The following is a 25,269-nucleotide window of genomic DNA, read 5'->3' as shown; positions in this document are numbered from 1 at the left end:
CTCATCGACTTCACAAAAATAGATCTATGCGCATGATGCATAGATTCAATGTCGACGTTTCATTATTTTTTCCTCAATTATTCAACTACAGTTACTTCAGTTTCCTAATATTCCTCCAGTGGAGAGCATCATGTTTAAAGCACTTGTACTAAACCAAGAAGACAAAAAAACCATTGCTAGCGTTTCTCAAATTGACGAGTCACAACTTCCAGAAGGCAACGTAAAGATTGATGTGAACTACTCATCTTTGAACTACAAAGATGGTTTGGCGATTACTGGTAAAGGACGCATTGTTCGCAGCTTCCCTATGGTGCCGGGTATTGACCTTTCTGGTGTGGTTTCTCAATCAGATGACCCTCGCTACAAAGCAGGCGACGAAGTAGTACTGACTGGTTGGGGTGTGGGTGAAGGCCACTGGGGTGGTATGGCTGAAAAGGCAAGCCTAAATGGCGACTGGTTAGTACCAATGCCAAAAGGCCTAGACGCTAAAAAAGTGATGGCGATTGGTACTGCAGGTTTCACAGCAATGCTGTGTGTACAAGCTATCGTTGATGCTGGCGTTAAACCAGAAGATGGCGAGATTCTAGTAACAGGTTCAAGTGGCGGTGTGGGCAGTGTGTCTATCACTCTACTTAACCAACTGGGCTACAAAGTAGCAGCCGTAACCGGCCGTGCATCTGAGAACGGTGAGCTACTGAAATCTCTAGGTGCATCGCGCATTGTTGAGCGTGCAGAGCTAGAAGAGCCAGCCAAACCATTAGAAAAACAGCTTTGGGCAGGCGCTATCGATACGGTAGGCAGCAAAGTGTTAGCGAAAGTACTGGCACAGATCGATTACAACGGTGTAGTAGCAGCGTGTGGCCTAGCAGGTGGTTTCGACCTACCAACAACGGTAATGCCATTCATCCTACGTAATGTGCGTCTACAAGGTGTTGACTCAGTAATGTGTCCACGTGAGAAACGCATCAAAGCGTGGGAGCAACTGGCTGAACTACTTCCAGAGTCGTTCTACCAACAAGCAACTAAAGAAGTATCACTGGATGATGCCATTCAAGCTGCTGAAGACATTACTAATGGCCAGATCACAGGTCGCGTCGTAATCAAGCTATAGGTATAGAAAAGCCATAGGTTTTTACCCCCCCCAAAAGCTATCCACCTCAAGGCAACAAATACAAAGGGCTGATATCAATCAGCCCTTTTCTCTATCTATTAACCAAGCCCTACATCAGCAATCCGCTTCTGAATCAACTCACCACACTCCTCTTTCACGACTCGTCTCAACCACTGTTGAGAAGCTGACGAATCGCAACGTGAATGCCAAATCAATGAATAATCAAACGGCATAAATTCGAACGGTAGTGGCTTGACGACTAGGTCATAGCGCTCTGCCACCAAATAGGCGAGATCGGCAGGCACAGTGATCACCAGAGGCATTTTATCGACAATCGCTAAGGCTGCTTCAAGATGGTACGCACGCAGCACCATCTTTCTTGGTGGTTGGTTTGCCAATGCATTGTCGAGCAAGGCCTTTACGCCATCACTGATCGCAATCATTGCATGAGGCAGTGATACATAATCATTGAGGCTCAAAGCACTCTCAGCCAAAGGGTGATTCTTAGAAAGCAAGCATGATACGCCGACAGGCCCTAATACTTGCTGGTGCAAAGGGGCTACCGGTCCTGTTGGTCGGCATATCGCCATATCAACACGCTCTGTGCTCAACTGTTTAAACAGATGCTCATGCTGAAGTGGCGCAAACTCTAAAGAGATGTTTGGAGCTTGCTCATAAATCTTAGGCAGTGCATATGGCAGTATGGTTTGCATCGCGTAATCTGTGGTCGCGATCAGGAAACGTTCAGTGCAGTAATACGGGTCAAAGTCACTCGGGCTTAACAACTGACGAAATGATTCTAAAGGCTGATCAATACGCTGGCTGATCTCGAGCGCTCTTTTCGTCGGAAGTAGACGCTGCCCCTGTCGGGTAAAGAGCGGATCATTAAGAAGTTCACGAAGTCGTCCCAACACACGACTGGTCGCAGACTGGCTGAGATTCAAACGCAAGGCCGCTTGGCTAACACTGCCCTCTTCAATCAGTACTTTGAGAGCAACCAACAGGTTTAAGTCTCGACGATAGATGTCTTCTAATTCCACACGCTTACCCAATGAGCTTGTTAACAATTACGTTTGATGATTCATACCAATCACAGTAAGTAAATGTTCAGAAATAGCGCAGAAAAAAGGCTTGAGAACAAGACAGCTTTTCTACAACAGAGAGTTTCGATAAGTAGTTATTCTACAATCAAAAATTCTAACGCAGTTATCGAGCATTTTAGCAAGCTAGGGCGAGCAGTTATTTACTACGATTGGTATAACATGTTTATAGCATGCTTTAGATAAAAAAAATCCCGCAATTACGCGGGGAAGCCCAAGAAAATTTGGGGATAGTGTCGGAATGTGTCGTATCGGAAAAACGTTTTGTACTTAGGTTTAGAGATTTCGCGGTTTAATGTTCCTGCTCTTCTGGCAAGCCACGCCAGCGTCTCATTTCAACCCAAATACCAATAATTGTTGCTGCTATGCCAAAGATTGGCATTAACGAGGTCTCTGCTGGTGTGCGTAACACTAACGCGCAAAAAGAGATAAAGCAGAGAACCGAATATATGGTTAATCTATCAAGTGCTGTCAACATCGCCACTCCTTAGCTAGTTGTCATTTGTTTAAGTTGTTACCAACTTGTTAAATAATTTATAGTAAATAATTCTGTTTGCCAAGCACTTATTGCATATTTTTTCTGCAGACGTATTATTCCCCTCGTTATACAGAAAGAGACACCTATCATGACATTCAATCCTGAACTGGCCACACACACTTTAGAAGCACAAGGGCTACGCTGCCCAGAACCGGTAATGATGGTCAGGAAGACAATTCGAAACATGCAGGATGGCGATGTATTACTGGTAACGGCAGACGATCCCTCAACCACACGCGACATTCCAAGTTTCTGTCGATTTATGGATCACCAGCTCGTCGGACAGCACACAGAGTCTGTGCCATACCAATACTTGATCAAGAAAGGCCTAGAAGCCTAATCGAACGATTTGATTCAGATGTAAAAAAGCCGCTCAGTGAGCGGCTTTTTGTTATTCGTTATCTCGACTGCGTTGCTGCAGATTGTCGAGTTGGTGTTGAATTGAGCGTAGTTCTTTACGCATCGGGATAATATGAGCGACTCGAATCCAAGCCTCAACGGCGAGTCCAGTCATGATCATTGCACCTGCCACCATCGGCAGCCACATGTCAGTTAATACCATCCCCAATAGAGTTAATGCCAAGCCAAAAGTAAACAGATAGCTTTGGCTTTGTGGAGTGATTCCCATATAACGCGTCAACATAATCATGCCCTCGTGTTCTCAACTCACAACATTAAAATATCATGACAAGTGTGACAGTGATATGTCAGTTGACGCTACTCACAGCAACTCTCTGTTAGAGTTTGAACTACAACACAGAATGCACAACGCACCGAAAAAACTGGCACGTTTATAATTATAGATTGATAGATATAGCAATAGGCCCACCAGCTAACCCACGGGCCAATCACCGATAAATCATCAATAAATTGCCGCTGCGATGGCTAAACCAACAAACAACAGGGCTGTGATTTTACGAATCAGATCGAGTGGCATCTTGTCTGCCGACAGCTTACCAATGATCACTACAGGTACATTAGCTAGCAACATGCCTATGGTTGTACCCAGAATCACCCACGCCAAAGCATCGGCGTATTGCGCCCCTAGAATAGAAGTCGCAATCTGGGTCTTATCACCAATTTCAGCGATAAAAAACGCAATGAAGCTAGCGACAAAAGGGCCACGGTTTGAGATCTGTTCGTCATCATCGAGCTTATCGGGAATCAAAATCCAGCCCGCCATTGCAATAAAACTGATCACCAGCACCCACTTTAAAACTTCTGGCGATAAGTAATCAGCGACGACCACACCGAGCCACGCTGCAAGAGCATGATTGGCAATAGTGGCAAAGAAGATTGCAGCAATAATCGGTATCGGCTTGCGATAACGGCTGGCTAACAGAAGAGAGAGTAACTGTGTCTTATCACCGATTTCGGCCAAGGCTACAGTTGTAATAGAAATTGCTAAAACGCTCACGACATGCTCATTTGGGGCGGGATTATTATTTTAACCGTAGACAAACCTCGCGCCCCACCCCGGTTCACGATGTTTGTCTAAGGTCTTGCTAAACGATGTCGACTTATATGTGGTTATGGTCGATTGTCGTCTCGAACGCCATGATGATTTTGCATCAATTATGTTGACGGACGAACCTATTATCCCAGTGTTGATAAATAGGTAAGCTACTCCCCAAAGACGGCGTGATTCTAGCGAGCCCCCTCCTCTAAAACAAGCTGAAAAGTGACTAAAAATTCCCGTTAAGTCGAAAAAAGAAGATTAAAGGGTAAAAAATCCATTAAAAGGGATTTAAGGCTATTAATTAAACAAGATTAACGCTACTCGCTGGGCAAATATCTCGCTATACTTGATTGTTATTTTTTCAAATCATTTAAAAGAATCGCGCGAACCTGACTATGCAAAAATTCGATATCAAAACCTTCCAGGGAATGATCCTCGCGCTGCAGGATTACTGGGCACAAAACGGTTGTACTATTGTTCAGCCTCTAGATATGGAAGTAGGTGCTGGCACCTCTCACCCAATGACATGTCTACGTGCACTTGGCCCAGAGCCAATGTCTACGGCATACGTTCAACCTTCACGTCGTCCGACCGATGGTCGCTACGGTGAAAACCCGAACCGTCTGCAGCACTACTATCAGTTCCAAGTAGCTCTAAAACCATCTCCAGACAACATTCAGGAGTTGTACCTAGGCTCACTTGAAGTTCTTGGTATCGACCCGCTAGTACACGACATTCGTTTCGTAGAAGACAACTGGGAAAACCCAACGCTAGGCGCATGGGGTCTTGGTTGGGAAGTATGGCTAAACGGCATGGAAGTAACTCAGTTTACTTACTTCCAACAAGTTGGTGGCCTTGAGTGTAAGCCTGTTACTGGTGAGATCACTTACGGTATCGAGCGTCTAGCTATGTACATCCAAGAAGTAGACTCTGTTTACGACCTAGTGTGGAACATCGCACCAGACGGCAGCAAAGTAACTTACGGTGACATCTTCCATCAGAACGAGGTTGAGCAATCAACTTACAACTTCGAGCACGCAGACGTCGATTTCCTATTCACGTTCTTTGATCAGTGTGAGAAAGAGTGTAAAGAGCTACTTGAGCTTGAGAAGCCACTTCCGCTTCCAGCTTACGAGCGCATTCTAAAAGCTGGCCACGCATTCAACATCCTTGATGCGCGTAAAGCTATCTCTGTAACAGAGCGCCAACGTTACATCCTTCGTATCCGCAACCTGACTAAGTCTGTTGCTGAAGCATACTACGCATCGCGTGAAGCGCTTGGCTTCCCAATGTGCAAGAAGGACGAGGAGAAGTAATCATGGCTAAAGAATTTCTAATTGAACTGGGTACTGAAGAGCTACCACCAACACAGCTTCGTACTCTAGCAGAAGCTTTCGCGGCAAACTTTGAAGCAGAGCTTAAAGGCGCAAACCTAGCGCACGAAGGCGTGAAATGGTACGCAGCGCCTCGTCGTCTTGCTCTAAAAGTAGCAGCACTGGCAGAAGGCCAAGAAGACAAAGTTGTTGAAAAACGTGGCCCAGCGGTTTCTGTCGCGTTCGATGCTGACGGCAACGCAACTAAAGCCGCTCAAGGTTGGGCTCGTGGTAACGGTATCACGGTTGAACAAGCTGACCGTCTAGTAACAGACAAAGGCGAATGGCTTCTTTTCAAACAAGAAGTAAAAGGCCAAGCAACGTCTGAAATCGTTGTTGAGCTGGCGGCTAAAGCACTAGGTAACCTGCCTATCGCTAAGCCAATGCGCTGGGGTAACAAGACGACTCAGTTCATCCGCCCGGTTAAAACGCTAACGATGCTAATGGGTTCTGACCTTATCGAAGGTGAGATCCTAGGCGTAGCATCTGACCGCACTATCCGTGGTCACCGCTTCATGGGTGAGCAAGAGTTCACTATCGATTCTGCAGAGCAATACCCAGCGATCCTAGAAGAGCGCGGTAAAGTCATGGCAGATTACGAAGCGCGTAAAGCAATCATCCTAGCTGACTCGCAAAAAGCGGCAGCAGCGGTTGGCGGTAAAGCTGACCTAGAAGATGATCTTGTTGAAGAAGTAACGTCTCTGGTTGAATGGCCAGTAGTACTAACAGCGAAGTTTGAAGAAGAGTTCCTAAAAGTGCCTTCTGAAGCTTTGGTTTACACCATGAAAGGTGACCAAAAGTACTTCCCTGTTTACGATGAAAACAAGAAGCTACTTCCTAACTTTATCTTTGTATCTAACATCGAGTCTAAAGAGCCTCGCCACGTTATCGAAGGTAACGAGAAAGTTGTACGTCCACGTCTTGCGGATGCTGAATTCTTCTTCAACACTGACCGTAAGCGTCCTCTTATCGACCGTCTACCTGAGCTAGACCAAGCTATCTTCCAGAAGCAGCTTGGTACTATCAAGGACAAAACAGACCGCATCACAGAACTTGCTGGCTACATCGCTGAGCAGATCGATGCTGACGTTGAGAAATCTAAGCGCGCAGGTCTACTAGCGAAATGTGACCTAATGACATCTATGGTATTCGAATTCACGGATACTCAGGGTGTTATGGGCATGCACTACGCGACTCACGATGGTGAAGACGAGCAAGTTGCGCTAGCACTTTACGAACAGTACATGCCTCGTTTCGCAGGCGATGACCTACCAAGCACTGGTATCTCTTCTGCAGTAGCAATGGCAGACAAGCTAGACACTATCGTTGGTATCTTCGGTATTGGCCAAGCGCCAAAAGGTTCTGACCCATTCGCTCTGCGTCGTGCATCACTGGGTGTGCTACGTATTATCGTTGAAAACGGCTACAACCTAGACCTAACTGATCTGATCGCAAAAGCGAAAGAGCTGCTAGGTGATAAGCTAACTAACGAAAACGTAGAAGCTGACGTTATCGACTTCATGCTAGGTCGTTTCCGCGCATGGTACCAAGATGCTGGCTTCAGCGTCGACATCATCCAAGCGGTACTGGCGAATCGTCCAACTAAGCCAACTGACTTTGACCAGCGTGTTAAAGCCGTATCTCACTTCCGTGAACTAGAAGCGGCAGAAGCTCTAGCAGCAGCGAACAAACGTGTAGGTAACATCCTTGCGAAATTCGATGGTGAGCTAGCGGCAGACATCGATCTAGCCCTTCTTCAAGAAGACTCTGAGAAAGCACTGGCTGAAAACGTTGCCGTAATGACGGAAGCACTAGAGCCAGCATTCGCTACAGGTAACTATCAAGAAGCCCTAAGCAAGCTAGCAGCTCTACGTGAGCCTGTTGATGCGTTCTTCGATAACGTAATGGTTATGGCTGATGACGAAGCACTTAAGAAGAACCGTCTAACGCTATTGAACAACCTACGTAACCTGTTCCTACAGATTGCTGACATCTCTCTACTGCAAAAATAAGTACGAGTGAGAAAGCTGTTCAAAGCGATGCTCTGAGCAACGAAAGGTAAATACCCAAAGGGAAGCGCGTGCTTCCCTTTTTGTTTTTGTGAACCCGGTATTTATTTGTAGAGGTAATAGCCACAACTCGATTGTATTAGTCCTCAGAATGTAGATCCCAACCTTTGATATAACGAGAGTCTTATTCGGGGAAGGATACAATGAAGAAGACCACTCTCGCGCTCTCAATTCTTGCACTCAGCGCATGCAGCCAAACCAGCGACAATCCACTACTGTTGACCATTGATGATCAGGCGCTGCCCTTTCAATCAACAGGACAAGGTACATTGATTGCCGAGCACGAGCTCAGCAAAGGCACACACACCTTTTCCATCAGCGACGCCGCGCAAACCTGTGGCACAAGCTACGCCTTGGCAGAAGAGAGCCGAGTGAAATTTAATAAGCCTCTGCGTGTAGACGACTGCGCGAAAGAGTCTCAAATAGATATCAAAGTATTCAAGGCCAATACCTACCAATTTACCCTCAATCCACAATCTAATGAGCTGACAGTTAAGGTAAAACCGAAACAGAAGAAGGTTCAGAGCTTCACATGTCCGGTACCAAGCGACTCACCAACCACCGTCGATGTGACCAAGACCTTTGCAGATGGCACCTTGTTACGTGATGCACTCTCAGGCCAACAAGCGACAGTGACTAACGGCACCATCAGCATGAAGCCTGCCAATTCAAGTCAAGGGTTATTGCTGCTTGAAGAGGTTGAGTCAGCAGAAAAAGCAACGTTCAGTTGGGACAACGCCACGGTTTACTTCGTGATGACCGATCGCTTTTACAACGGCAACTCAGACAATGACAACAGCTATGGACGCAGCCAAGATGGTCAAGACGAAATCGGTACCTTCCACGGTGGTGACCTAGCGGGCTTAACTGAAAAGCTCGACTACATCGAATCGCTTGGGGCTAACGCTATTTGGATTACATCTCCTTTAGAGCAAATCCATGGTTGGGTTGGCGGTGGTGACCGTGGTGACTTTAAGCACTACGCTTACCATGGTTACTATCACCAAGATTGGACCAAGCTCGATGACAACATGGGTACAGAAGATGAACTTAGAACCTTTATCGACACCGCTCACAGTAAAGGTATCCGCGTGATTTGGGATGTGGTGATGAACCACACTGGCTACGCAACCCTCGCCGACATGCAGGAGTTCGATTTCGGTAAACTCAACCTCAGTGACCAAGAAGCGCAGCAGACGCTAGGTAAAAACTGGACCGATTGGCAGCCAAAAGAGGGACAAAACTGGCACTACTTCAACAATTACATCTCCTACAGCGATCAAAAGGCGTGGGAAAAATGGTGGGGCAAGGCATGGCTGCGCAGCGATATCGGTGCTTACGACTCACCGGGCTACAACAACCTGACTATGTCTTTAGCACACCTACCAGATTTGAAGACAGAATCGACAGAAACAACAGGGCTACCGAATTTCTATCGCAATAAATCCACCAGCGCGACCGATGAGCTCAAAACACCTCGTGACCACCTAATCACTTGGCTATCTGATTGGGTACGAGAGTACGGCGTCGATGGCTTTAGGGTCGATACTGCCAAGCACGTCGAACTTGAGGCCTGGGCAGAGCTAAAAGAGAGTACCACTCAAGCACTCGCAGAGTGGAAACAGAACAACCCAGACAAAGCCTTGGATGATTTACCATTCTGGATGACGGGCGAAGTGTGGGCACACAGTGTGGTGAAATCCGACTACTTTGCTAACGGCTTTGATTCGATCATCAACTTTGAATTCCAGAGTGACATCGCCCCTAAAGCGCTTAAGTGCCTTTCAGATCTCGATGCCGATTACCTTCGCTACGCAGAGAAGATCAACAGTGACGATAAATTCAATGTGCTGAGCTACCTATCGTCTCACGACACCTCGCTATTCTGGACGCAGCACGGCAGTGACTTTAGCAAACAGACCAAAGCGGCCAACGCTCTGATGTTAGCTCCGGGTGCAGTGCAGATCTATTACGGAGATGAGATTGCTCGCGACTTCGGTCCAACGGGATCAGATCCTATGCAGGGCACACGTTCTGATATGCCTTGGGAACAAATCAATGGAGAGCGTGCAGAGCTACTTGAGCACTGGCAGACACTTGGCCAATTCCGCCAACGCCATCCAGCCGTTGCACAAGGTAAACATATCCTGCGCAACAGCGATGGGTACTACGCCTTTGAACGTCAGTATCAAGATGACAAGGTGCTTGTGGTTTATACCGGCTCAAAGTAATTCATGCCGGAGACAAACCATATGAATTTAAGGAGAAGCTCAGGCTTCTCCTTTTTTGATCACAAAAATCGTATTCAATAAGCAAGCTGTTACTCATTATCCAAACTTTATAGAAGTTTTTTACGTGTTAGAGCATTTGGCGCTATGCGTCGCAAAAACATTGCGGTATGTTCAAGGAATACACTGATGGCAGACATAAGGTCTGCCTTAATGACACATAACAAGCAATCACAATGAATTAGGTAAAGTAAGTAATGCAATTCTCTCAATTTGGTGAAAAATTTAATCAGTACTCAGGTATTACGCAGTTAATGGATGATTTAAATGATGGTCTACGCACACCAGGTGCCATCATGCTCGGTGGTGGTAACCCAGCAGCCATTCCTGCCATGCTCGACTACTTTCACCAAGCCAGTGGAGAACTCCTCGCCAATGGAGGCCTGATTAACGCCCTCGCCAACTACGATGGTCCGCAGGGCAAAGATGTTTTTGTAAAAGCGTTGGCCTCTCTACTTAAAGAGACCTATGGCTGGAACATCAGTGAAAAGAACATCAGCCTAACCAATGGTAGCCAAAGCGGCTTCTTCTACCTATTCAACCTGCTTGCAGGCAAACAACCAGATGGCTCACACAAGAAAATACTGCTGCCATTAGCCCCTGAGTACATCGGTTATGGTGATGCTGGGATTGATGAAAACATCTTTATCTCTTACCACCCTGAAATTGAGATGCTCGATAACCGTATGTTCAAATACCACGTCGATTTTGAAGAGCTGAAGGTGGATGAATCGGTCGCTGCAATCTGTGCTTCACGTCCTACCAACCCGACCGGCAACGTACTGACCGATGAAGAGATCCGCAAGCTAGATAAACTGGCGCGTGACAACAACATCCCTCTGATTATCGATAATGCTTATGGCCTGCCGTTTCCAAACATAATCTTTGAAGATGTCGAACCGTTCTGGAATGAGAATACGATTCTGTGCATGAGCCTTTCTAAGCTTGGCTTACCAGGGGTGCGCTGCGGTATCGTGATTGCGAGCGAAGAAGTGACACAGGCGATGACGAATATGAATGGCATCATTAGCTTGGCACCAGGCAGTATCGGACCTGCACTGGCGCATCATATGATTGAAAAGGGTGATCTGCTTGATTTGAGCGAGAACACCATCAAGCCGTTCTACCAACAGAAATCACAGCGTGCTGTTGAGTTATTGCAGCAAACCATTACCGACCCACGTTTTCGCATTCATAAGCCAGAGGGCGCTATCTTCTTGTGGCTATGGTTTGATGAACTACCAATCACAACAATGGAATTGTACAAGCGCTTGAAAGAACGCGGAGTATTGATTGTTCCAGGAGAGTACTTCTTTATTGGTCAAGAAGACGAATGGGATCATGCGCATCAGTGCTTACGTATGAACTACGTACAAGACGATGAAGCAATGCAAAAAGGCATTAAGATTATTGCTGAAGAAGTGGAAAAGGCTTACCGCGAGAGCAAATAGAGCTCCCCGACTCGGTCGTTCCTCTATGGAATGACGCCAACCGCGCAAACAAAAAAGAGCACCTCATTGGGTGCTCTTTCACTCTTATTTCCCGATATTACTTAGCTCTCAAGAGCTAACAGTAATTAACCTTCTAGTAGGCTATTACCATTAATAGCAATCTTACGTGGTTGCATCGCTTCTGGAATTTCGCGTTCTAGGTCGATATGTAGAAGACCATTTTCCATGCTCGCACCTACGACTTTTACGTAGTCAGCCAGTTGGAATTTACGCTCAAAATCACGCTCTGCGATACCTTGATACACATAGGTTTTTTCTGCTTCTGGTTTACGCTCACCTTTAACAATTAGCATGTTTTCTTTTTGAGTTAGGTCTAGCTGCTCTTCAGCAAAGCCTGCAACTGCCATAGTGATACGGTAGTTGTTCTCATCTTTCTGCTCGATGTTGTATGGAGGGTAACCGCCAGAAGAGTTCTTCGATGTGTTCGCTTCCATCATGTTGAATAGACGATCGAAGCCGATTGCGTTGCGGTATAGTGGAGTGAAATCTACAGTTCTCATAATGCTATCCTTTTAGTAAGCAATAGTCTTAGTCGTGAGTTTGCACGGATCGAGTGTGTATTCGATCGCTGCCGACTAAGGGATTTATCCTCTACTCCTCGGGTTCTCATAACGCTGGGACGTAGCAATAAATCAGTTCAATTGTGTGCCTTCAAGGTTATCCTCTCCTGAGCGATACCTGTTCAGCGTTCCAGAAGGCCTGTTTCTTCTCTGTTGAGCAAGACAGCTTCCCTCTTCACAAATAGATATATGGATTGCGCAAAATAGTTTCAAGGGATTATTTTCAATTATTTTTCCAAACCAATATTTTTCAATACCTTACAAACATAAAAAAGCACCATCCAAAGGATAGTGCTTTAAATTTTCAATTGGTTAACTAAACCATTAATTTAATTGCTGCGAGGCTAAGTTAGTTCGCATTAGTTCAAGCGAGGCGCACGCAGCATACAAGTGTATGTGAGTACGCCGAACGCAGAAATCATGCGAAATAACGACGCATCGTAGTGATTAAACGTCTAGGTTGGCTACTTTCAATGCGTTTTCTTCGATGAAGTTACGACGAGGTTCTACTTGGTCACCCATTAGTGTGGTGAACAGCTGGTCTGCACCGACTGCATCTTCAATCGTTACTTGCATCATGCGACGCGTTTCTGGGTCCATAGTCGTTTCCCAAAGCTGATCTGGGTTCATCTCACCTAGACCTTTGTATCGCTGCAGGCTTAGACCACGACGAGACTCTTTCACTAGCCAGTTCAGTGCATCAACAAAGTTGCTCACCTCTTGAGTACGCTCACCACGTTTGATGTATGCGCCCTCTTCGATTAGGCCGTCAAGAGCTTCAGATAGGCTTGCTAGCTTGTCGTACTCTTTAGAGTTGAACAGCTCAACGCTCAATGCGTGCTCGTGAGTGACACCGTGTGTACGAACTACAACTTTAGGCAGGCTTAAACCTAGCTCTTCGTGTTTCTCAACCTCTAGCGAGTATTGGCTTGCACCAACTTCCTTCGCGTTCAGTTGCTCAACAAGCTGTTTGCCCCATGCTTCTACTGCTGACTCATCGTGACACTGCTCGGCAGTTAGACGAGGCATGTAGATCATTTCATGCATTAGAGCGTGTGGGTAACGGCGGCTCATACGCTCCACCAGCTTGATGCCAGAGTTGTATTGTTGAACCAACTTCTCTAGCGCTTCACCTGCTAACGCTGGCGCATCTGCGTTTACGTGCAGTGCTGCGTTATCAAGAGCCAGTGCTACTTGGTACTGGTTCATTGCATCTTCATCTTTGATGTACTGCTCTTGCTTACCTTTCTTCACTTTGTAAAGCGGTGGCTGAGCGATGTACACGTAGCCACGCTCAATAAGCTCTGGCATTTGACGGTAGAAGAAGGTCAATAGTAGCGTACGGATGTGCGAACCATCGACGTCGGCATCGGTCATGATGATGATGTTGTGGTAACGCAGTTTATCTGGGTTGTACTCATCGCGACCGATACCACAGCCAAGAGCAGTGATCAGCGTTGCTACTTCTTGTGAAGACAGCATCTTATCGAAGCGTGCTTTTTCAACGTTCAGGATCTTACCTTTCAGCGGTAGGATAGCCTGGTTCTTACGGTTACGGCCTTGTTTTGCGGAGCCGCCTGCCGAGTCACCCTCCACTATGTATAGTTCAGAAAGTGCTGGGTCTTTTTCCTGACAGTCAGCCAGTTTACCTGGTAGGCCTGCTAGGTCTAACGCGCCTTTACGACGAGTCATTTCACGTGCTTTACGTGCAGCATCACGTGCGCGAGCCGCATCGATGATCTTAGTACAAACGGTTTTCGCTTCTGCTGGGTTCTCAATTAGGAACTCAGATAGCTTCTCACCCATCGCCTGCTCAACCGCCGATTTCACTTCTGAAGAAACCAGCTTGTCTTTGGTTTGGCTTGAGAACTTAGGATCTGGCACTTTCACCGAGATAACCGCTGTTAGACCTTCACGAGCATCATCACCTGACGTCGCTGTTTTCGCTTTCTTAGAGAAACCTTCTTTATCCATGAAGCTGTTCAGTGTACGCGTTAGCGCTGCACGGAAGCCCGCAAGGTGAGTACCACCATCGCGTTGAGGGATGTTGTTGGTGAAACAGTAGATGTTCTCTTGGTAGCCATCATTCCATTGCATCGCCACTTCTACAGTGATGCCATCATCACGCTCGTTATCGAAGTGGAAGATTTTCTGGATGATCGGTGTTTTATTGGTGTTTAGGTGCTCAACAAACGCCTGGATGCCACCTTCAAACATGAAGTGGTCGCCTTTGTCTTCTTCACGCTCATCACGCAGCTTGATCGATACGCCAGAGTTTAGGAAAGACAGCTCACGCAGACGCTTCGCTAGAATATCGTAGTGGAATTCTGTGTTAGAGAAGGTCTCTTCACTTGGCCAGAAACGAATCTCTGTACCCGTTTTGTCCGTCTCACCAATCACAGCTAGTGGCGCTTGAGGCTCACCGTGATGATAGGTTTGAGTATGGATTTGGCCACCGCGGTGGATAGTAAGAGTAACCTGCTTTGACAGTGCGTTTACTACAGAAACACCTACACCGTGCAGACCACCCGATACCTTGTATGAGTTGTCATCGAACTTACCACCCGCGTGAAGTACCGTCATGATTACTTCTGCTGCAGATACTTTTTCTTCTGGGTGCATTTCGGTTGGGATACCACGGCCGTCATCGCGAACAGAAACCGAGTTATCGTCATGAATAGTAACAATGATGTCATTACAGTGACCAGCAAGTGCTTCATCAATAGAGTTATCTACCACCTCGAAGACCATGTGGTGCAGACCGGTACCATCATCCGTGTCGCCAATGTACATTCCAGGACGCTTACGTACCGCATCCAGACCCTTCAGTACCTTAATACTCGATGAATCGTAATTATCTGACATAGTTACTCTCTGACTAATTATCCTTGCTCTATTTTGCCATGTTCCACATGAAACATCCTGCTATTTTCATCATGCATATCGGCAATCTGATCAGCGGTAATAGAGCTTACAAAAACTTGTGCCTGGGTCGCCTTTAAACACTCCGCTAGGCGTGCTCGGCGTTGGCTATCTAATTCGGAAGCGAAGTCGTCTATCAAGTAGACACACTGCTTACCTGTCATCTGAGTGAGGTGTTGCCCTTGAGCCACGCGCAGTGCGCACACCATCAACTTCAGTTGACCTCGTGACAAGACATCTTCCACAGGAGTGCCGTTCACTTTTATCTTTAGATCCGCTTTGTTTGGCCCACTAAAGGTGTAACCAAGCTGCTGATCCCTTTCAAAATTCTTTTCTAATATCTCGGCATAGGGCGTATCTTTGTCCCAACCGCGATAGTAGTTAATCTTTATCTCAAACTCTGGCAAGAAGGTGGCGCAAATCTCTTCCGCAACTTCTTTAAGCTGCTCAACATAGGTAGCTCGCCACTCGCTGATGTTTTCAGCTAATCGTGCCAACTCCTGATCCCAGTAGCTGAGTTCGCGATAATGAGTTGCCGTTTTAAGCAGAGCATTACGTTGCTTGTTGAGACGCTTAACCCGTCCCCATGCATCGTAAAAACCAGACTCGCTGTGAAACACACCCCAGTCAATAAAGGCACGACGATGTTTCGGCCCATCCGTCAGTAAATCAAACCCTTCAGGGTGAATCAACTGCAAAGGTAAGACTTGTGCTAATTGCGCCAGCTTTTGCCCAGATTGACCGCCTATTTTAACCTCTGTTGTGCCATCGCGCTGCTTATTAATGCCAATAGGCAGCTCAAATTGATCCGAGGTCAAAAAACGGCCATGAACAAATAGCTCACTGCACTCATTTTGGATGATGCGACCGGTTAGGGAGCTCTTAAAAGAGCGGCCATGCCCGAGCAGATAAATCGCTTCTAGGACACTGGTTTTACCGCTGCCGTTCGCCCCTATAAGAAAGTTAAAGCCTGATGACGGTTGAATGTCACAGGCTTCAATATTTCTAAATTGCTTAACGATCAGACGAGAGAGTGGCATAACGTCATCATATTAATCATTAACGACGGCACCATCTCTATAGACGGATTGGCATAACAACGTACATAGCGCTGTCATCTTGTGCGTTCTCGATCAGTGCACTGGCATTGGCATCCGACATAGAAACACGTACTTGTTCGCAGCGTAGCGTATTCAGAACATCCAGAACGTAGCTTACGTTGAAGCCGATCTCTAGCGCATCGCCTTCGTAGCTCACGTCTAGCATCTCTTCTGCTTCTTCTTGCTCTGGGTTGTTCGCTGTAATGCGCATTTCACTGTCCGCAAGATTCACACGCACACCACGGAATTTTTCATTCGACAGAATCGCAGCACGAGAAAAAGCTGAGCGTAGCTCATCGCAGCTAGTTTCTAGCGTTTTAGTGGTATTTTGCGGCATTACGCGGCGATAATCAGGGAAACGACCATCAACTAGCTTAGAAGTGAAGACATAGTTGTTCACTTCTGCGCGCACGTTTGAGCTACCGATTTGCAGCGTCACTGGCTGCTCAGGTGCATCTAATAGCTTAACCAGCTCTTGAACGCCCTTACGAGGCACAATGATCTGCTTCTGTGCGAAGTCAGCGCCTAATGCTGCTTGCGATACCGCCATACGGTGACCATCGGTCGCGACACTGCGCAGTGTTGAGCCTTCAATCTCAAACAGCATGCCGTTGAGGTAGTAACGAACGTCTTGGTTCGCCATTGAGAATTGCGTTTTTTCAATAAGACCGCGCAGCTCTGCTTGTGTCACAGACACTTCAACTTCACTGCTCCAGTCTTCAATATTTGGGAAATCAGCGGCTGGCAGTGTTGCTAATGAGAAACGGCTGCGGCCAGAGCGCACTTGAACACGGTCACCATCCAGAACAACAGTGATCACTGAGCTATCTGGTAGACCACGACAGATATCAAGGAACTTGCGAGAAGGTACAGTGATGCTGCCCGCTTCAAACTCACCTTCTAGCGTCACGCGACTCACCAATTCCACTTCTAGATCGGTGGCGGTCATCGATAACACGTTATCTTCAACCTTGATCAGAAGGTTACCTAGGATTGGTAGGGTTGGTCGACCACCCAGTGCGCCAGAGACTTGTTGTAACGGCTTAATCAGGTGACTGCGTTCAATGGTAAATTTCATAGCTTACTCTTAAGGTATCAAGGGCGGCCCGTTATCCAACGAGCGGCCGATATTCTATTATCTCTGGTGTAAGAATACTGTGTATTAAGAAGAAAGGGTACGGATCAGGTTAGAATAGTCTTCTTTAATGTCGTGGCTCTCTTCACGAAGCTGAGCAATTTTACGACAAGCGTGTAGAACCGTAGTGTGGTCACGACCACCAAATGCATCACCAATCTCAGGTAAGCTGTGGTTGGTCAGCTCTTTTGCCAGTGCCATCGCTAATTGACGCGGGCGCGCAACCGAACGAGAACGACGCTTCGACAGTAAGTCCGCCACTTTAATCTTGTAGTATTCCGCTACGGTCTTTTGAATATTGTCGATTGTCACCAGCTTTTCTTGCAGCGCCAATAGATCACGCAGAGCTTCACGTACAAAATCGATGGTGATTGGACGACCGGTAAAGTTCGCATTCGCGATTACACGGTTCAATGCACCTTCAAGCTCACGAACATTCGAACGCAGACGCTTAGCAATAAAGAACGCCACTTCATCAGCAAGATGGATCTGATGGTCTTCTGCCTTCTTCATTAAGATCGCAACACGCGTCTCAAGCTCAGGTGGCTCGATCGCAACCGTTAGGCCCCAACCAAATCGAGATTTAAGACGATCTTCTACACCGTTGATCTCTTTTGGATAACGGTCTGAAGTTAGGATGATCTGTTGGTTGCCTTCCAAGAGCGCATTAAAGGTATGGAAGAACTCTTCCTGAGAACGCTCTTTGTTAGCGAAGAATTGAATATCATCGATAAGCAATGCATCAACACTACGGTAGTAGCGCTTAAATTCTTCGATCGCGTTGTTCTGCAGGGCTTTAACCATATCTTGAACAAAACGCTCAGAGTGCATGTACACCACTTTAGCATTCGGTTTGCCATCAACAATGGCATTACCTACCGCGTGCAACAAGTGGGTTTTACCTAGGCCGGTACCACCATAAAGAAATAGTGGGTTGTACGCTGCGCCTGGGTTATCCGCAACTTGGCGTGCTGCGGCTAAACCAAGTTGGTTCGACTTACCCTCAACAAAGTTGTTGAACTTATGCTTAGGGTTGACGTTTGAGCGGTGGTTAAGGTCGACCTCTGCTGCAGGCTCTTCATCACGCCACGTGTTATGAACTGGTTTACGCGCTTGAAGTTGTGCCGGAGCCGATGATTCAGCTGCGACATCTGCGGCTGTACGAGCAGGCTTAGGCGCTGCAGGCTTAGGTGCCGATACCGGCTTGCTGCCCACTTCAAAATGAAGGTGTGGGATATCGTTACCACAATATTCCTGCAGTAAACGGTTAATGCTGTTTAGGTACTTATCACGCACCCAATCCAGCACAAAGCGGTTCGGTGCAAATAGAGTAAGAGTATTGTCATTGAGCTCCGCTTGTAACGGACGAACCCACATACTGAATTCTGTAGCTGGTAGCTCTTCTTGAAGCTGTTGCAAACATTGCAACCAAAGCGAAGATGACACGGTGCCCCCACTCTATTTAAGTTATTTGAAATGACGGGCAATTTTACCTGTTGATAAATCAGATCGCCAGCAATTGATCGCAGATCCAGTGAATAAGATCCAAGTTATTCACAATAATTTTAGCCAAAATGTCTGGATCCACACAAATTGCCCCAAATTTACTCACATAATGATCCACTTATGCCCGGATCTTGTCTAGTTATCCCCAAATTCAGAATTCAATCTGGTTATGGTTAATAACATCTGGTTATTTATTCTATTGACTGTTTTCCCAGTAACATCTCACCCCATAATGATAAGGAGTTACCAAATGAAAAACTGGGTTAAAGCTGCAATTGCGGCTATCGCACTATCTGCTGCTACTGTTCAAGCTGCTACTGAAGTTAAAGTAGGCATGTCTGGCCGTTATTTCCCGTTCACGTTTGTGAAGCAAGATAAGCTACAAGGCTTTGAAGTGGATCTGTGGGATGAAATTGGTAAACGCAATGACTACAAAGTGGAGTACGTAACAGCGAACTTCTCTGGTCTATTCGGTCTTCTTGAAACAGGTCGTATTGATACGATCTCAAACCAAATCACAATGACAGACGCACGTAAGGCAAAATACCTATTTGCTGACCCGTACGTGGTTGATGGCGCACAAATTACTGTACGTAAAGGTAACGACAGCATTAAAGGTATTGAAGACCTAGAAGGCAAAACGGTTGCAGTTAACCTAGGCTCAAACTTTGAACAACTGCTACGTAACTACGATAAAGACGGCAAGATCAACGTAAAGACTTACGACACTGGTATTGAGCACGACGTTGCACTGGGTCGCGCTGACGCGTTTGTTATGGATCGCCTATCAGCACTAGAGCTGATCAAGAAAACAGGTCTACCATTACAACTGGCTGGTCAACCTTTCGAAACCATCGAAAACGCATGGCCATTCGTTGACAACGACAATGGTAAAAAACTTCAAGCTGAAGTAAACGCAGCACTTGCAGCAATGCGTGCAGACGGTACGCTAGAGAAAATCTCTGAGAAATGGTTCGGTGCTGACATTACTAAATAGTAATCACTCACTCTAGACACCATAACCCACTGCTTTTTTCTGCAGTGGGTTTTTCTTTTTTACCATTCAATAACTACGACACATTACCCAACGCCTGACATAAACAAACGAGATAGATTATGGGATTCGACTTTAATTACATGCTGGAGCTGCTACCGATACTACTGAAGTATCTGGGCACGACCATGGAGATGGCTATCTGGGGTCTATTTTTTGCCTTGATCCTGTCTGTGATACTGGCAAACATTCGTGTATTCAAAATCCCAGTACTCGACCAACTCAGCCAACTTTATATTAGTTTCTTCCGTGGCACACCGCTGCTGGTTCAACTGTTCCTTCTTTATTACGGCTTACCACAGGTATTTCCATGGATGGTAGGGCTAGATGCATTCAGCGCTGCTGTGATTGGCCTAACCCTTCACTTTGCAGCCTACATGGCGGAAAGTATTCGTGCCGCGATTATTGGTATTGATCGCAGCCAGATGGAAGCGAGCCTCTCGGTAGGTATGACGACCAGTCAGGCGATGCGTCGTGTGATTCTTCCACAAGCAACACGAGTGGCTCTACCATCGTTGATGAACTACTTCATTGATATGATTAAGTCGACGTCTCTCGCCTTCACACTTGGTGTGGCTGAGATTATGGCTAAAGCGCAAATGGAGGCCTCTTCAAGCTTCCGCTTCTTTGAGGCTTTTCTTGCCGTCGCACTTATCTACTGGGGTGTGGTGGTGATTCTAACTCGCATTCAAATTTGGGCCGAAGTGAAACTGAATAAGGCGTACGTACGATGATCAAATTAGAAAATATCCACAAGCAGTTCGGTGACACCGAAGTTCTTAAAGGGATCGACCTAGAAATCCAACAAGGTGAGATTATCGTTATCATAGGTTCAAGCGGTACTGGTAAGTCTACCCTACTACGCTGTGTGAACTTTCTAGAGCATGCCGATCAAGGCTCAATTGCGATTGATGACATCAAGGTAGATGTACAGAACCACACTAAAGCGGAAGTGCTGGCACTGCGCCGTAAGACTGGTTTTGTATTCCAAAATTACGCACTCTTTGCTCACCAAACCGCCAAGCAAAACATCGCCGAAGGTTTGATCACGGTACGTGGTTGGAAGAAGCAGCAAGCCTATGAAAAGGCACAACAAATACTGGATGACATTGGCCTTGGCGATAAGGCAGACAGCTACCCAGCAGCGCTATCAGGCGGCCAGCAGCAACGTGTCGGTATTGGCCGCGCTATGGCCCTTCAACCAGAGCTACTTTTGTTCGATGAGCCCACTTCAGCGCTCGATCCTGAATGGGTGGGAGAAGTGCTTAACCTAATGAAAAAATTGGCAAATCAGCATCAAACCATGCTGGTGGTTACCCATGAAATGCAGTTCGCAAGAGAGGTCGCGGATCGCGTGATCTTCATGGCAGATGGCCATATTGTCGAGCAAGGATCTCCACAGGATATTTTTGGTAATCCACAAGATCCTAAATTAAAAAAATTCTTAAATAAGGTTGGGATCGAGTAAGGATCCTTGAGATTTTGGAGATTCTACGTATAATCCCCCGACCGGAATTTTAGTTAACCCAATCATTGACACTTTTTGTGACAGTGATTACAATTCCGCCTCTTTGTTGAGAGGCGTCGGTTCTCCTTTCTTTATATAAAGAGGGAAGCAATGCCCACGCCGGGTTTAACAAAAACCTAAAACTACTGATCAGTAAGGTAATTACAATGAAACGCACTTTTCAACCTACAGTTCTAAAGCGTAAGCGTACTCACGGTTTCCGTGCTCGCATGGCTACTAAGAACGGTCGCGCAACAATCAATGCACGTCGTGCAAAAGGCCGTAAGCGTCTTTCTAAGTAATCTTTGATTATTTTGAAAAAGCTAGCCTTCGGTCGGGAGTTACGCTTGTTAACTCCCGAACATTATCAAAATGTCTTCAAGCAAGCTCATCGAGCTGGCTCCCCTCATTTCACCATCATTGCTCGTAAAAACTCTCTTTCAAATCCTCGTCTTGGATTAGCCGTTCCGAAAAAGCAGATTAAAACCGCCGTTGGTCGCAATAAATTTAAGCGTCTATGCCGTGAAAGCTTTCGTAACAATCAACATAAACTTCCTAACAAAGATTTTGTTGTTATTGCTAAAAAGAGCGCGCAAGATTTGAGCAATGAAGAAATGTTCAAATTATTAGACAAATTATGGCTTCGCCTGTCTCGCCCTTCGCGTGGATAGCGCTAATACCTATCTATTTTTATAGATGGTTCATTAGTCCACTCATTGGCCCTCGCTGCCGATTTACTCCAACCTGCTCTTTATATGCGATAGAAGCGTTGAAAGCTCACGGTTTTGTAAAAGGGTGTTGGTTATCAGGCAAACGTCTATTAAAATGCCATCCTTTGAACGAAGGGGGCTTTGACCCCGTTCCACCAGTCCAAAAACAAGACAGAGATAAATAACGATGGATTCTCAACGTAATATCCTGTTAATCGCACTGGCTTTGGTATCTTTCTTACTTTTCCAACAGTGGAACGTAGCGAAGAATCCAGCACCACAAGCGGTTGAGCAGGCACAATCTGGCAGCACTCTACCAGCGCCATCTTATGCAGACGACCTAGATCCAGCTCCGGGTCAAGTTGCTTCAGCAAAAGCTATCACAGTAACCACTGATGTACTGACTCTGTCAATTGATACGGTTGGTGGCGACGTGGTATCAGCAAGTCTTAATGACTACTCTGCTGAATACGATTCAGATGACAGCTTTGTTCTACTTAAGAACGAACCTGGTCACCAGTTCATCGCTCAAAGTGGTCTTGTTGGCCCACAAGGTATCGACCTAAGCAGCACTAACCGCCCAAGCTACACAGTTTCAGCTGACAGCTTCACACTGGCGGACGGTCAAGATGAACTGCGCATTCCAATGACTTACCAAGCGAATGGCCTTGATTACACGAAAACATTCATCCTTAAGCGCGGCAGCTACGCGATTGATGTTGAATACGATGTCGTGAACAACTCAGGCAACAACGCAACATTTGGTATGTACGCTCACCTACGTCAAAACGTAATGGATGACGGTGGTAGCCTAACAATGCCAACTTACCGTGGTGGTGCTTACTCTACGGAAGATACGCGTTACAAAAAATACAGCTTCGACGACATGCAAGATCGCAACCTGTCACTTAACCTAGCAAACGGTCAAGGTTGGGCAGCGATGATTCAACACTACTTTGCAAGTGCTTGGATCCCACGCGACGAAGCAGGCAGCAACCTATACACTCGTGTGATTGGCAACCTTGGCGACATCGGTGTTCGCATGCCGAACAAGACGATTGCAAATGGCGACCAAGCAAACTTCACAGCAACACTGTGGGTTGGTCCAAAACTTCAAGACCAAATGGCTGAAGTTGCACCTAACCTAGACCTAGTAGTCGACTACGGCTGGCTATGGTTCATCGCGAAACCACTTCATACTCTGCTTTCGTTCATCCAAGGCTTTGTATCGAACTGGGGTGTAGCGATCATCATCCTAACCTTCATCGTTCGTGGTGCTATGTACCCACTAACGAAAGCTCAGTACACGTCTATGGCAAAAATGCGTATGCTTCAGCCTAAGCTGACTGCAATGCGTGAGCGTATTGGCGACGACCGTCAACGCATGAGCCAAGAGATGATGGAACTGTACAAGAAAGAGAAAGTAAACCCGCTAGGCGGCTGTCTACCTATCCTTCTACAGATGCCTATCTTCATTTCTCTATACTGGGCACTAATGGAGTCTGTTGAACTGCGTCACTCACCGTTCTTTGGTTGGATTACTGACCTTTCAGCACAAGACCCTTACTACATCTTGCCACTTCTAATGGGTGCTTCAATGTTCCTAATTCAGAAGATGAGCCCGACAACTGTAACGGATCCAATGCAGCAGAAGATCATGACCTTCATGCCGGTTATGTTCACATTCTTCTTCCTGTTCTTCCCATCAGGTCTGGTTCTTTACTGGCTAGTATCGAACATCGTAACTCTGATTCAGCAGACGCTTATCTACAAGCAGCTGGAGAAGAAAGGCTTACACTCTAAGTAAGCATTACGCAGTCGGTAAGACTAAGAGTTAAAAGAAAGGCGGCCAAAAGGTCGCCTTTTTGTTTTGGGCTGATTACAATTCAGCTAATTGATTAATCGTGAGCGTCCTTTTGACGTTCACTTGCTAGCAGGCACAACTATGACTACAGATACGATTGTTGCTCAAGCGACCGCGCCCGGGCGTGGTGGTGTCGGTATTATCCGCGTTTCAGGCCCACAGGCAGCACAGGTTGCTCTAGAGGTTACAGGTAAGGTTTTGAAACCTCGTTACGCCGAGTACCTGCCATTCAAATCTCATGATGGTATTGAGTTGGACCAAGGTATTGCCCTTTACTTCCCTAACCCACACTCCTTCACTGGCGAAGATGTTCTTGAGCTTCAAGGTCACGGTGGTCCTGTGGTTATGGACATGTTGATCAAGCGTATCCTTACCATCTCAGGTGTACGTGCTGCACGTCCAGGCGAGTTCTCAGAGCGTGCATTCTTGAACGACAAAATGGACTTAACCCAAGCAGAAGCGATTGCTGACCTCATTGATGCGAGTTCAGAAGAAGCCGCGAAGTCGGCGCTCCAATCATTGCAGGGTGAATTCTCAAAGCGCATCAATACGCTGGTGGAGTCACTGATCCACTTACGTATCTACGTTGAGGCCGCAATCGACTTTCCCGAAGAAGAGATCGACTTCCTAGCCGACGGCAAAGTAAGTGCTGACTTACAGGCAATCATCGACAATTTGGAAGCGGTTCGCCAAGAAGCTAACCAAGGCGCGATCATGCGTGAAGGCATGAAGGTGGTGATTGCAGGTCGTCCTAATGCCGGCAAATCTAGCCTACTCAACGCACTATCTGGTAAAGAATCCGCTATCGTGACTGACATTGCGGGTACCACACGTGACGTACTGCGTGAACATATCCACATTGATGGCATGCCACTGCACATCATCGATACCGCAGGTCTGCGTGATGCGTCTGACGAGGTTGAGAAAATTGGTATTGAGCGCGCTTGGGAAGAGATTGAACAAGCTGACCGTGTGCTATTTATGGTGGATGGTACAACAACCGACGCAACCGACCCGAAAGACATCTGGCCTGATTTTGTTGATCGCCTACCCGCAAAAATCGGTATGACGGTGATCCGTAATAAAGCAGACCAAACTGGCGAAGAGCTGGGGATTTGTCATGTAAACGACCCTACTCTTATCCGTCTATCGGCGAAAACAGGCCAAGGCATTGACTCCCTTCGAAACCATCTAAAAGAGTGTATGGGCTTTGCTGGTGGCCATGAGGGCGGCTTTATGGCACGCCGACGTCACCTTGATGCACTTGAACGAGCGTCAGAACACCTGGATATTGGTCAGCAACAACTTGAAGGTTATATGGCGGGTGAAATCTTGGCAGAAGAGCTGCGCATTACTCAGCAGCATCTTAACGAGATTACCGGTGAATTCAGTTCAGATGACCTACTCGGTCGCATCTTCTCTTCTTTCTGTATTGGTAAATAAAATCAAGGGTGAGCATAGC

The 25,269-nt window shown here is 46.6% G+C and carries 23 protein-coding genes; 14 read left to right on the top strand and 9 right to left on the bottom strand.

Annotated elements, in window-relative coordinates:
- Window positions 1-130: 130 nt before the first annotated feature.
- Window positions 131-1,111 carry an MDR family oxidoreductase gene (locus L1D60_RS22175; RefSeq protein WP_239843013.1) on the top strand — a complete coding sequence of 327 codons (981 nt, stop codon included), beginning with the start codon at window positions 131-133 and terminating at the stop codon, window positions 1,109-1,111.
- Window positions 1,112-1,209: 98 nt separating this feature from the next.
- Here L1D60_RS22175 and L1D60_RS22170 read toward each other — a convergent pair whose 3' ends face one another.
- Window positions 1,210-2,151, bottom strand: coding sequence for a LysR family transcriptional regulator (locus tag L1D60_RS22170; protein ID WP_239843012.1), 942 nt, complete (start codon window positions 2,149-2,151; stop codon window positions 1,210-1,212).
- A gap of 352 nt (window positions 2,152-2,503) precedes the next feature.
- Window positions 2,504-2,689, bottom strand: a complete 186-nt coding sequence (locus L1D60_RS22165; RefSeq protein WP_239843011.1) for a hypothetical protein — start codon at window positions 2,687-2,689, stop codon at window positions 2,504-2,506.
- Window positions 2,690-2,837: 148 nt separating this feature from the next.
- Between L1D60_RS22165 and tusA the strand changes: the two genes are divergently transcribed.
- The gene (tusA, locus tag L1D60_RS22160; RefSeq protein WP_239843010.1) at window positions 2,838-3,089 is read left to right on the top strand and encodes a sulfurtransferase TusA; all 252 of its coding nucleotides are present in this window, start codon (window positions 2,838-2,840) and stop codon (window positions 3,087-3,089) included.
- Between the two features lie 51 nt (window positions 3,090-3,140).
- On the opposite strand, the gene L1D60_RS22155 is transcribed toward tusA, so the two are convergent.
- Complete coding sequence (locus L1D60_RS22155; protein ID WP_239843009.1) at window positions 3,141-3,398, bottom strand: hypothetical protein; 258 nt, start codon at window positions 3,396-3,398, stop codon at window positions 3,141-3,143.
- 213 nt (window positions 3,399-3,611) lie between these two features.
- Window positions 3,612-4,166 (bottom strand): TMEM165/GDT1 family protein, encoded by a 555-nt coding sequence (locus tag L1D60_RS22150; protein ID WP_239843008.1) that lies wholly within the window; start codon window positions 4,164-4,166, stop codon window positions 3,612-3,614.
- 437 nt (window positions 4,167-4,603) lie between these two features.
- Between L1D60_RS22150 and glyQ the strand changes: the two genes are divergently transcribed.
- From glyQ to L1D60_RS22130, 4 genes are all read left to right on the top strand, one after another.
- The gene (gene glyQ / locus L1D60_RS22145) at window positions 4,604-5,524 is read left to right on the top strand and encodes a glycine--tRNA ligase subunit alpha (RefSeq protein WP_032548614.1); all 921 of its coding nucleotides are present in this window, start codon (window positions 4,604-4,606) and stop codon (window positions 5,522-5,524) included.
- A 2-nt stretch (window positions 5,525-5,526) separates the two neighbouring features.
- Window positions 5,527-7,593 (top strand): glycine--tRNA ligase subunit beta, encoded by a 2,067-nt coding sequence (glyS, locus tag L1D60_RS22140; RefSeq protein WP_239843007.1) that lies wholly within the window; start codon window positions 5,527-5,529, stop codon window positions 7,591-7,593.
- A gap of 200 nt (window positions 7,594-7,793) precedes the next feature.
- On the top strand, window positions 7,794-9,881 hold the full coding sequence (locus L1D60_RS22135; protein WP_239843006.1) for an alpha-amylase: 2,088 nt from the start codon (window positions 7,794-7,796) through the stop codon (window positions 9,879-9,881).
- 254 nt (window positions 9,882-10,135) lie between these two features.
- Window positions 10,136-11,389: a valine--pyruvate transaminase gene (locus L1D60_RS22130; protein ID WP_239843005.1), complete on the top strand. Its 1,254-nt coding sequence runs from the start codon at window positions 10,136-10,138 to the stop codon at window positions 11,387-11,389.
- Between the two features lie 125 nt (window positions 11,390-11,514).
- On the opposite strand, the gene L1D60_RS22125 is transcribed toward L1D60_RS22130, so the two are convergent.
- From L1D60_RS22125 to dnaA, 5 genes are all read right to left on the bottom strand, one after another.
- Complete coding sequence (locus tag L1D60_RS22125; protein WP_239843004.1) at window positions 11,515-11,949, bottom strand: Hsp20 family protein; 435 nt, start codon at window positions 11,947-11,949, stop codon at window positions 11,515-11,517.
- Window positions 11,950-12,456: 507 nt separating this feature from the next.
- The gene (gene gyrB, locus L1D60_RS22120; protein WP_239843003.1) at window positions 12,457-14,874 is read right to left on the bottom strand and encodes a DNA topoisomerase (ATP-hydrolyzing) subunit B; all 2,418 of its coding nucleotides are present in this window, start codon (window positions 14,872-14,874) and stop codon (window positions 12,457-12,459) included.
- A gap of 17 nt (window positions 14,875-14,891) precedes the next feature.
- Window positions 14,892-15,971: a DNA replication/repair protein RecF gene (gene recF / locus L1D60_RS22115; protein WP_239843002.1), complete on the bottom strand. Its 1,080-nt coding sequence runs from the start codon at window positions 15,969-15,971 to the stop codon at window positions 14,892-14,894.
- A gap of 37 nt (window positions 15,972-16,008) precedes the next feature.
- Window positions 16,009-17,109 (bottom strand): DNA polymerase III subunit beta, encoded by a 1,101-nt coding sequence (gene dnaN, locus L1D60_RS22110; RefSeq protein WP_239843001.1) that lies wholly within the window; start codon window positions 17,107-17,109, stop codon window positions 16,009-16,011.
- Between the two features lie 84 nt (window positions 17,110-17,193).
- Window positions 17,194-18,612: a chromosomal replication initiator protein DnaA gene (gene dnaA, locus L1D60_RS22105; protein WP_239843000.1), complete on the bottom strand. Its 1,419-nt coding sequence runs from the start codon at window positions 18,610-18,612 to the stop codon at window positions 17,194-17,196.
- A gap of 310 nt (window positions 18,613-18,922) precedes the next feature.
- On the opposite strand from dnaA, the gene L1D60_RS22100 reads away from it, so the two are divergent.
- The 8 genes from L1D60_RS22100 (at window position 18,923) to mnmE (ending at window position 25,250) form a co-directional block, all read left to right on the top strand.
- On the top strand, window positions 18,923-19,669 hold the full coding sequence (locus tag L1D60_RS22100; protein WP_239842999.1) for an amino acid ABC transporter substrate-binding protein: 747 nt from the start codon (window positions 18,923-18,925) through the stop codon (window positions 19,667-19,669).
- Between the two features lie 119 nt (window positions 19,670-19,788).
- Window positions 19,789-20,460 carry an amino acid ABC transporter permease gene (locus tag L1D60_RS22095; protein WP_004739268.1) on the top strand — a complete coding sequence of 224 codons (672 nt, stop codon included), beginning with the start codon at window positions 19,789-19,791 and terminating at the stop codon, window positions 20,458-20,460.
- Window positions 20,457-21,194, top strand: a complete 738-nt coding sequence (locus L1D60_RS22090; RefSeq protein WP_239842998.1) for an amino acid ABC transporter ATP-binding protein — start codon at window positions 20,457-20,459, stop codon at window positions 21,192-21,194. Before L1D60_RS22095 ends, L1D60_RS22090 begins: the two co-directional genes overlap by 4 nt.
- 206 nt (window positions 21,195-21,400) lie before the next feature.
- Window positions 21,401-21,535 (top strand): 50S ribosomal protein L34, encoded by a 135-nt coding sequence (rpmH, locus tag L1D60_RS22085; protein WP_004735800.1) that lies wholly within the window; start codon window positions 21,401-21,403, stop codon window positions 21,533-21,535.
- 45 nt (window positions 21,536-21,580) lie between these two features.
- The gene (gene rnpA, locus L1D60_RS22080; protein WP_032548627.1) at window positions 21,581-21,904 is read left to right on the top strand and encodes a ribonuclease P protein component; all 324 of its coding nucleotides are present in this window, start codon (window positions 21,581-21,583) and stop codon (window positions 21,902-21,904) included.
- Window positions 21,871-22,128, top strand: a complete 258-nt coding sequence (yidD, locus tag L1D60_RS22075) for a membrane protein insertion efficiency factor YidD (RefSeq protein ID WP_004735802.1) — start codon at window positions 21,871-21,873, stop codon at window positions 22,126-22,128. Before rnpA ends, yidD begins: the two co-directional genes overlap by 34 nt.
- Before the next feature lie 2 nt (window positions 22,129-22,130).
- Window positions 22,131-23,750 (top strand): membrane protein insertase YidC, encoded by a 1,620-nt coding sequence (yidC, locus tag L1D60_RS22070; protein ID WP_239842997.1) that lies wholly within the window; start codon window positions 22,131-22,133, stop codon window positions 23,748-23,750.
- A gap of 138 nt (window positions 23,751-23,888) precedes the next feature.
- Complete coding sequence (mnmE, locus tag L1D60_RS22065) at window positions 23,889-25,250, top strand: tRNA uridine-5-carboxymethylaminomethyl(34) synthesis GTPase MnmE (RefSeq protein ID WP_239842996.1); 1,362 nt, start codon at window positions 23,889-23,891, stop codon at window positions 25,248-25,250.
- The last annotated feature ends 19 nt before the right edge of the window (window positions 25,251-25,269 follow it).

Source organism: Vibrio sp. Isolate30 (genome assembly GCF_022397975.1).
Lineage (GTDB): Bacteria > Pseudomonadota > Gammaproteobacteria > Enterobacterales > Vibrionaceae > Vibrio > Vibrio fortis.
This window is presented reverse-complemented; position numbering and strand designations above follow the sequence as displayed.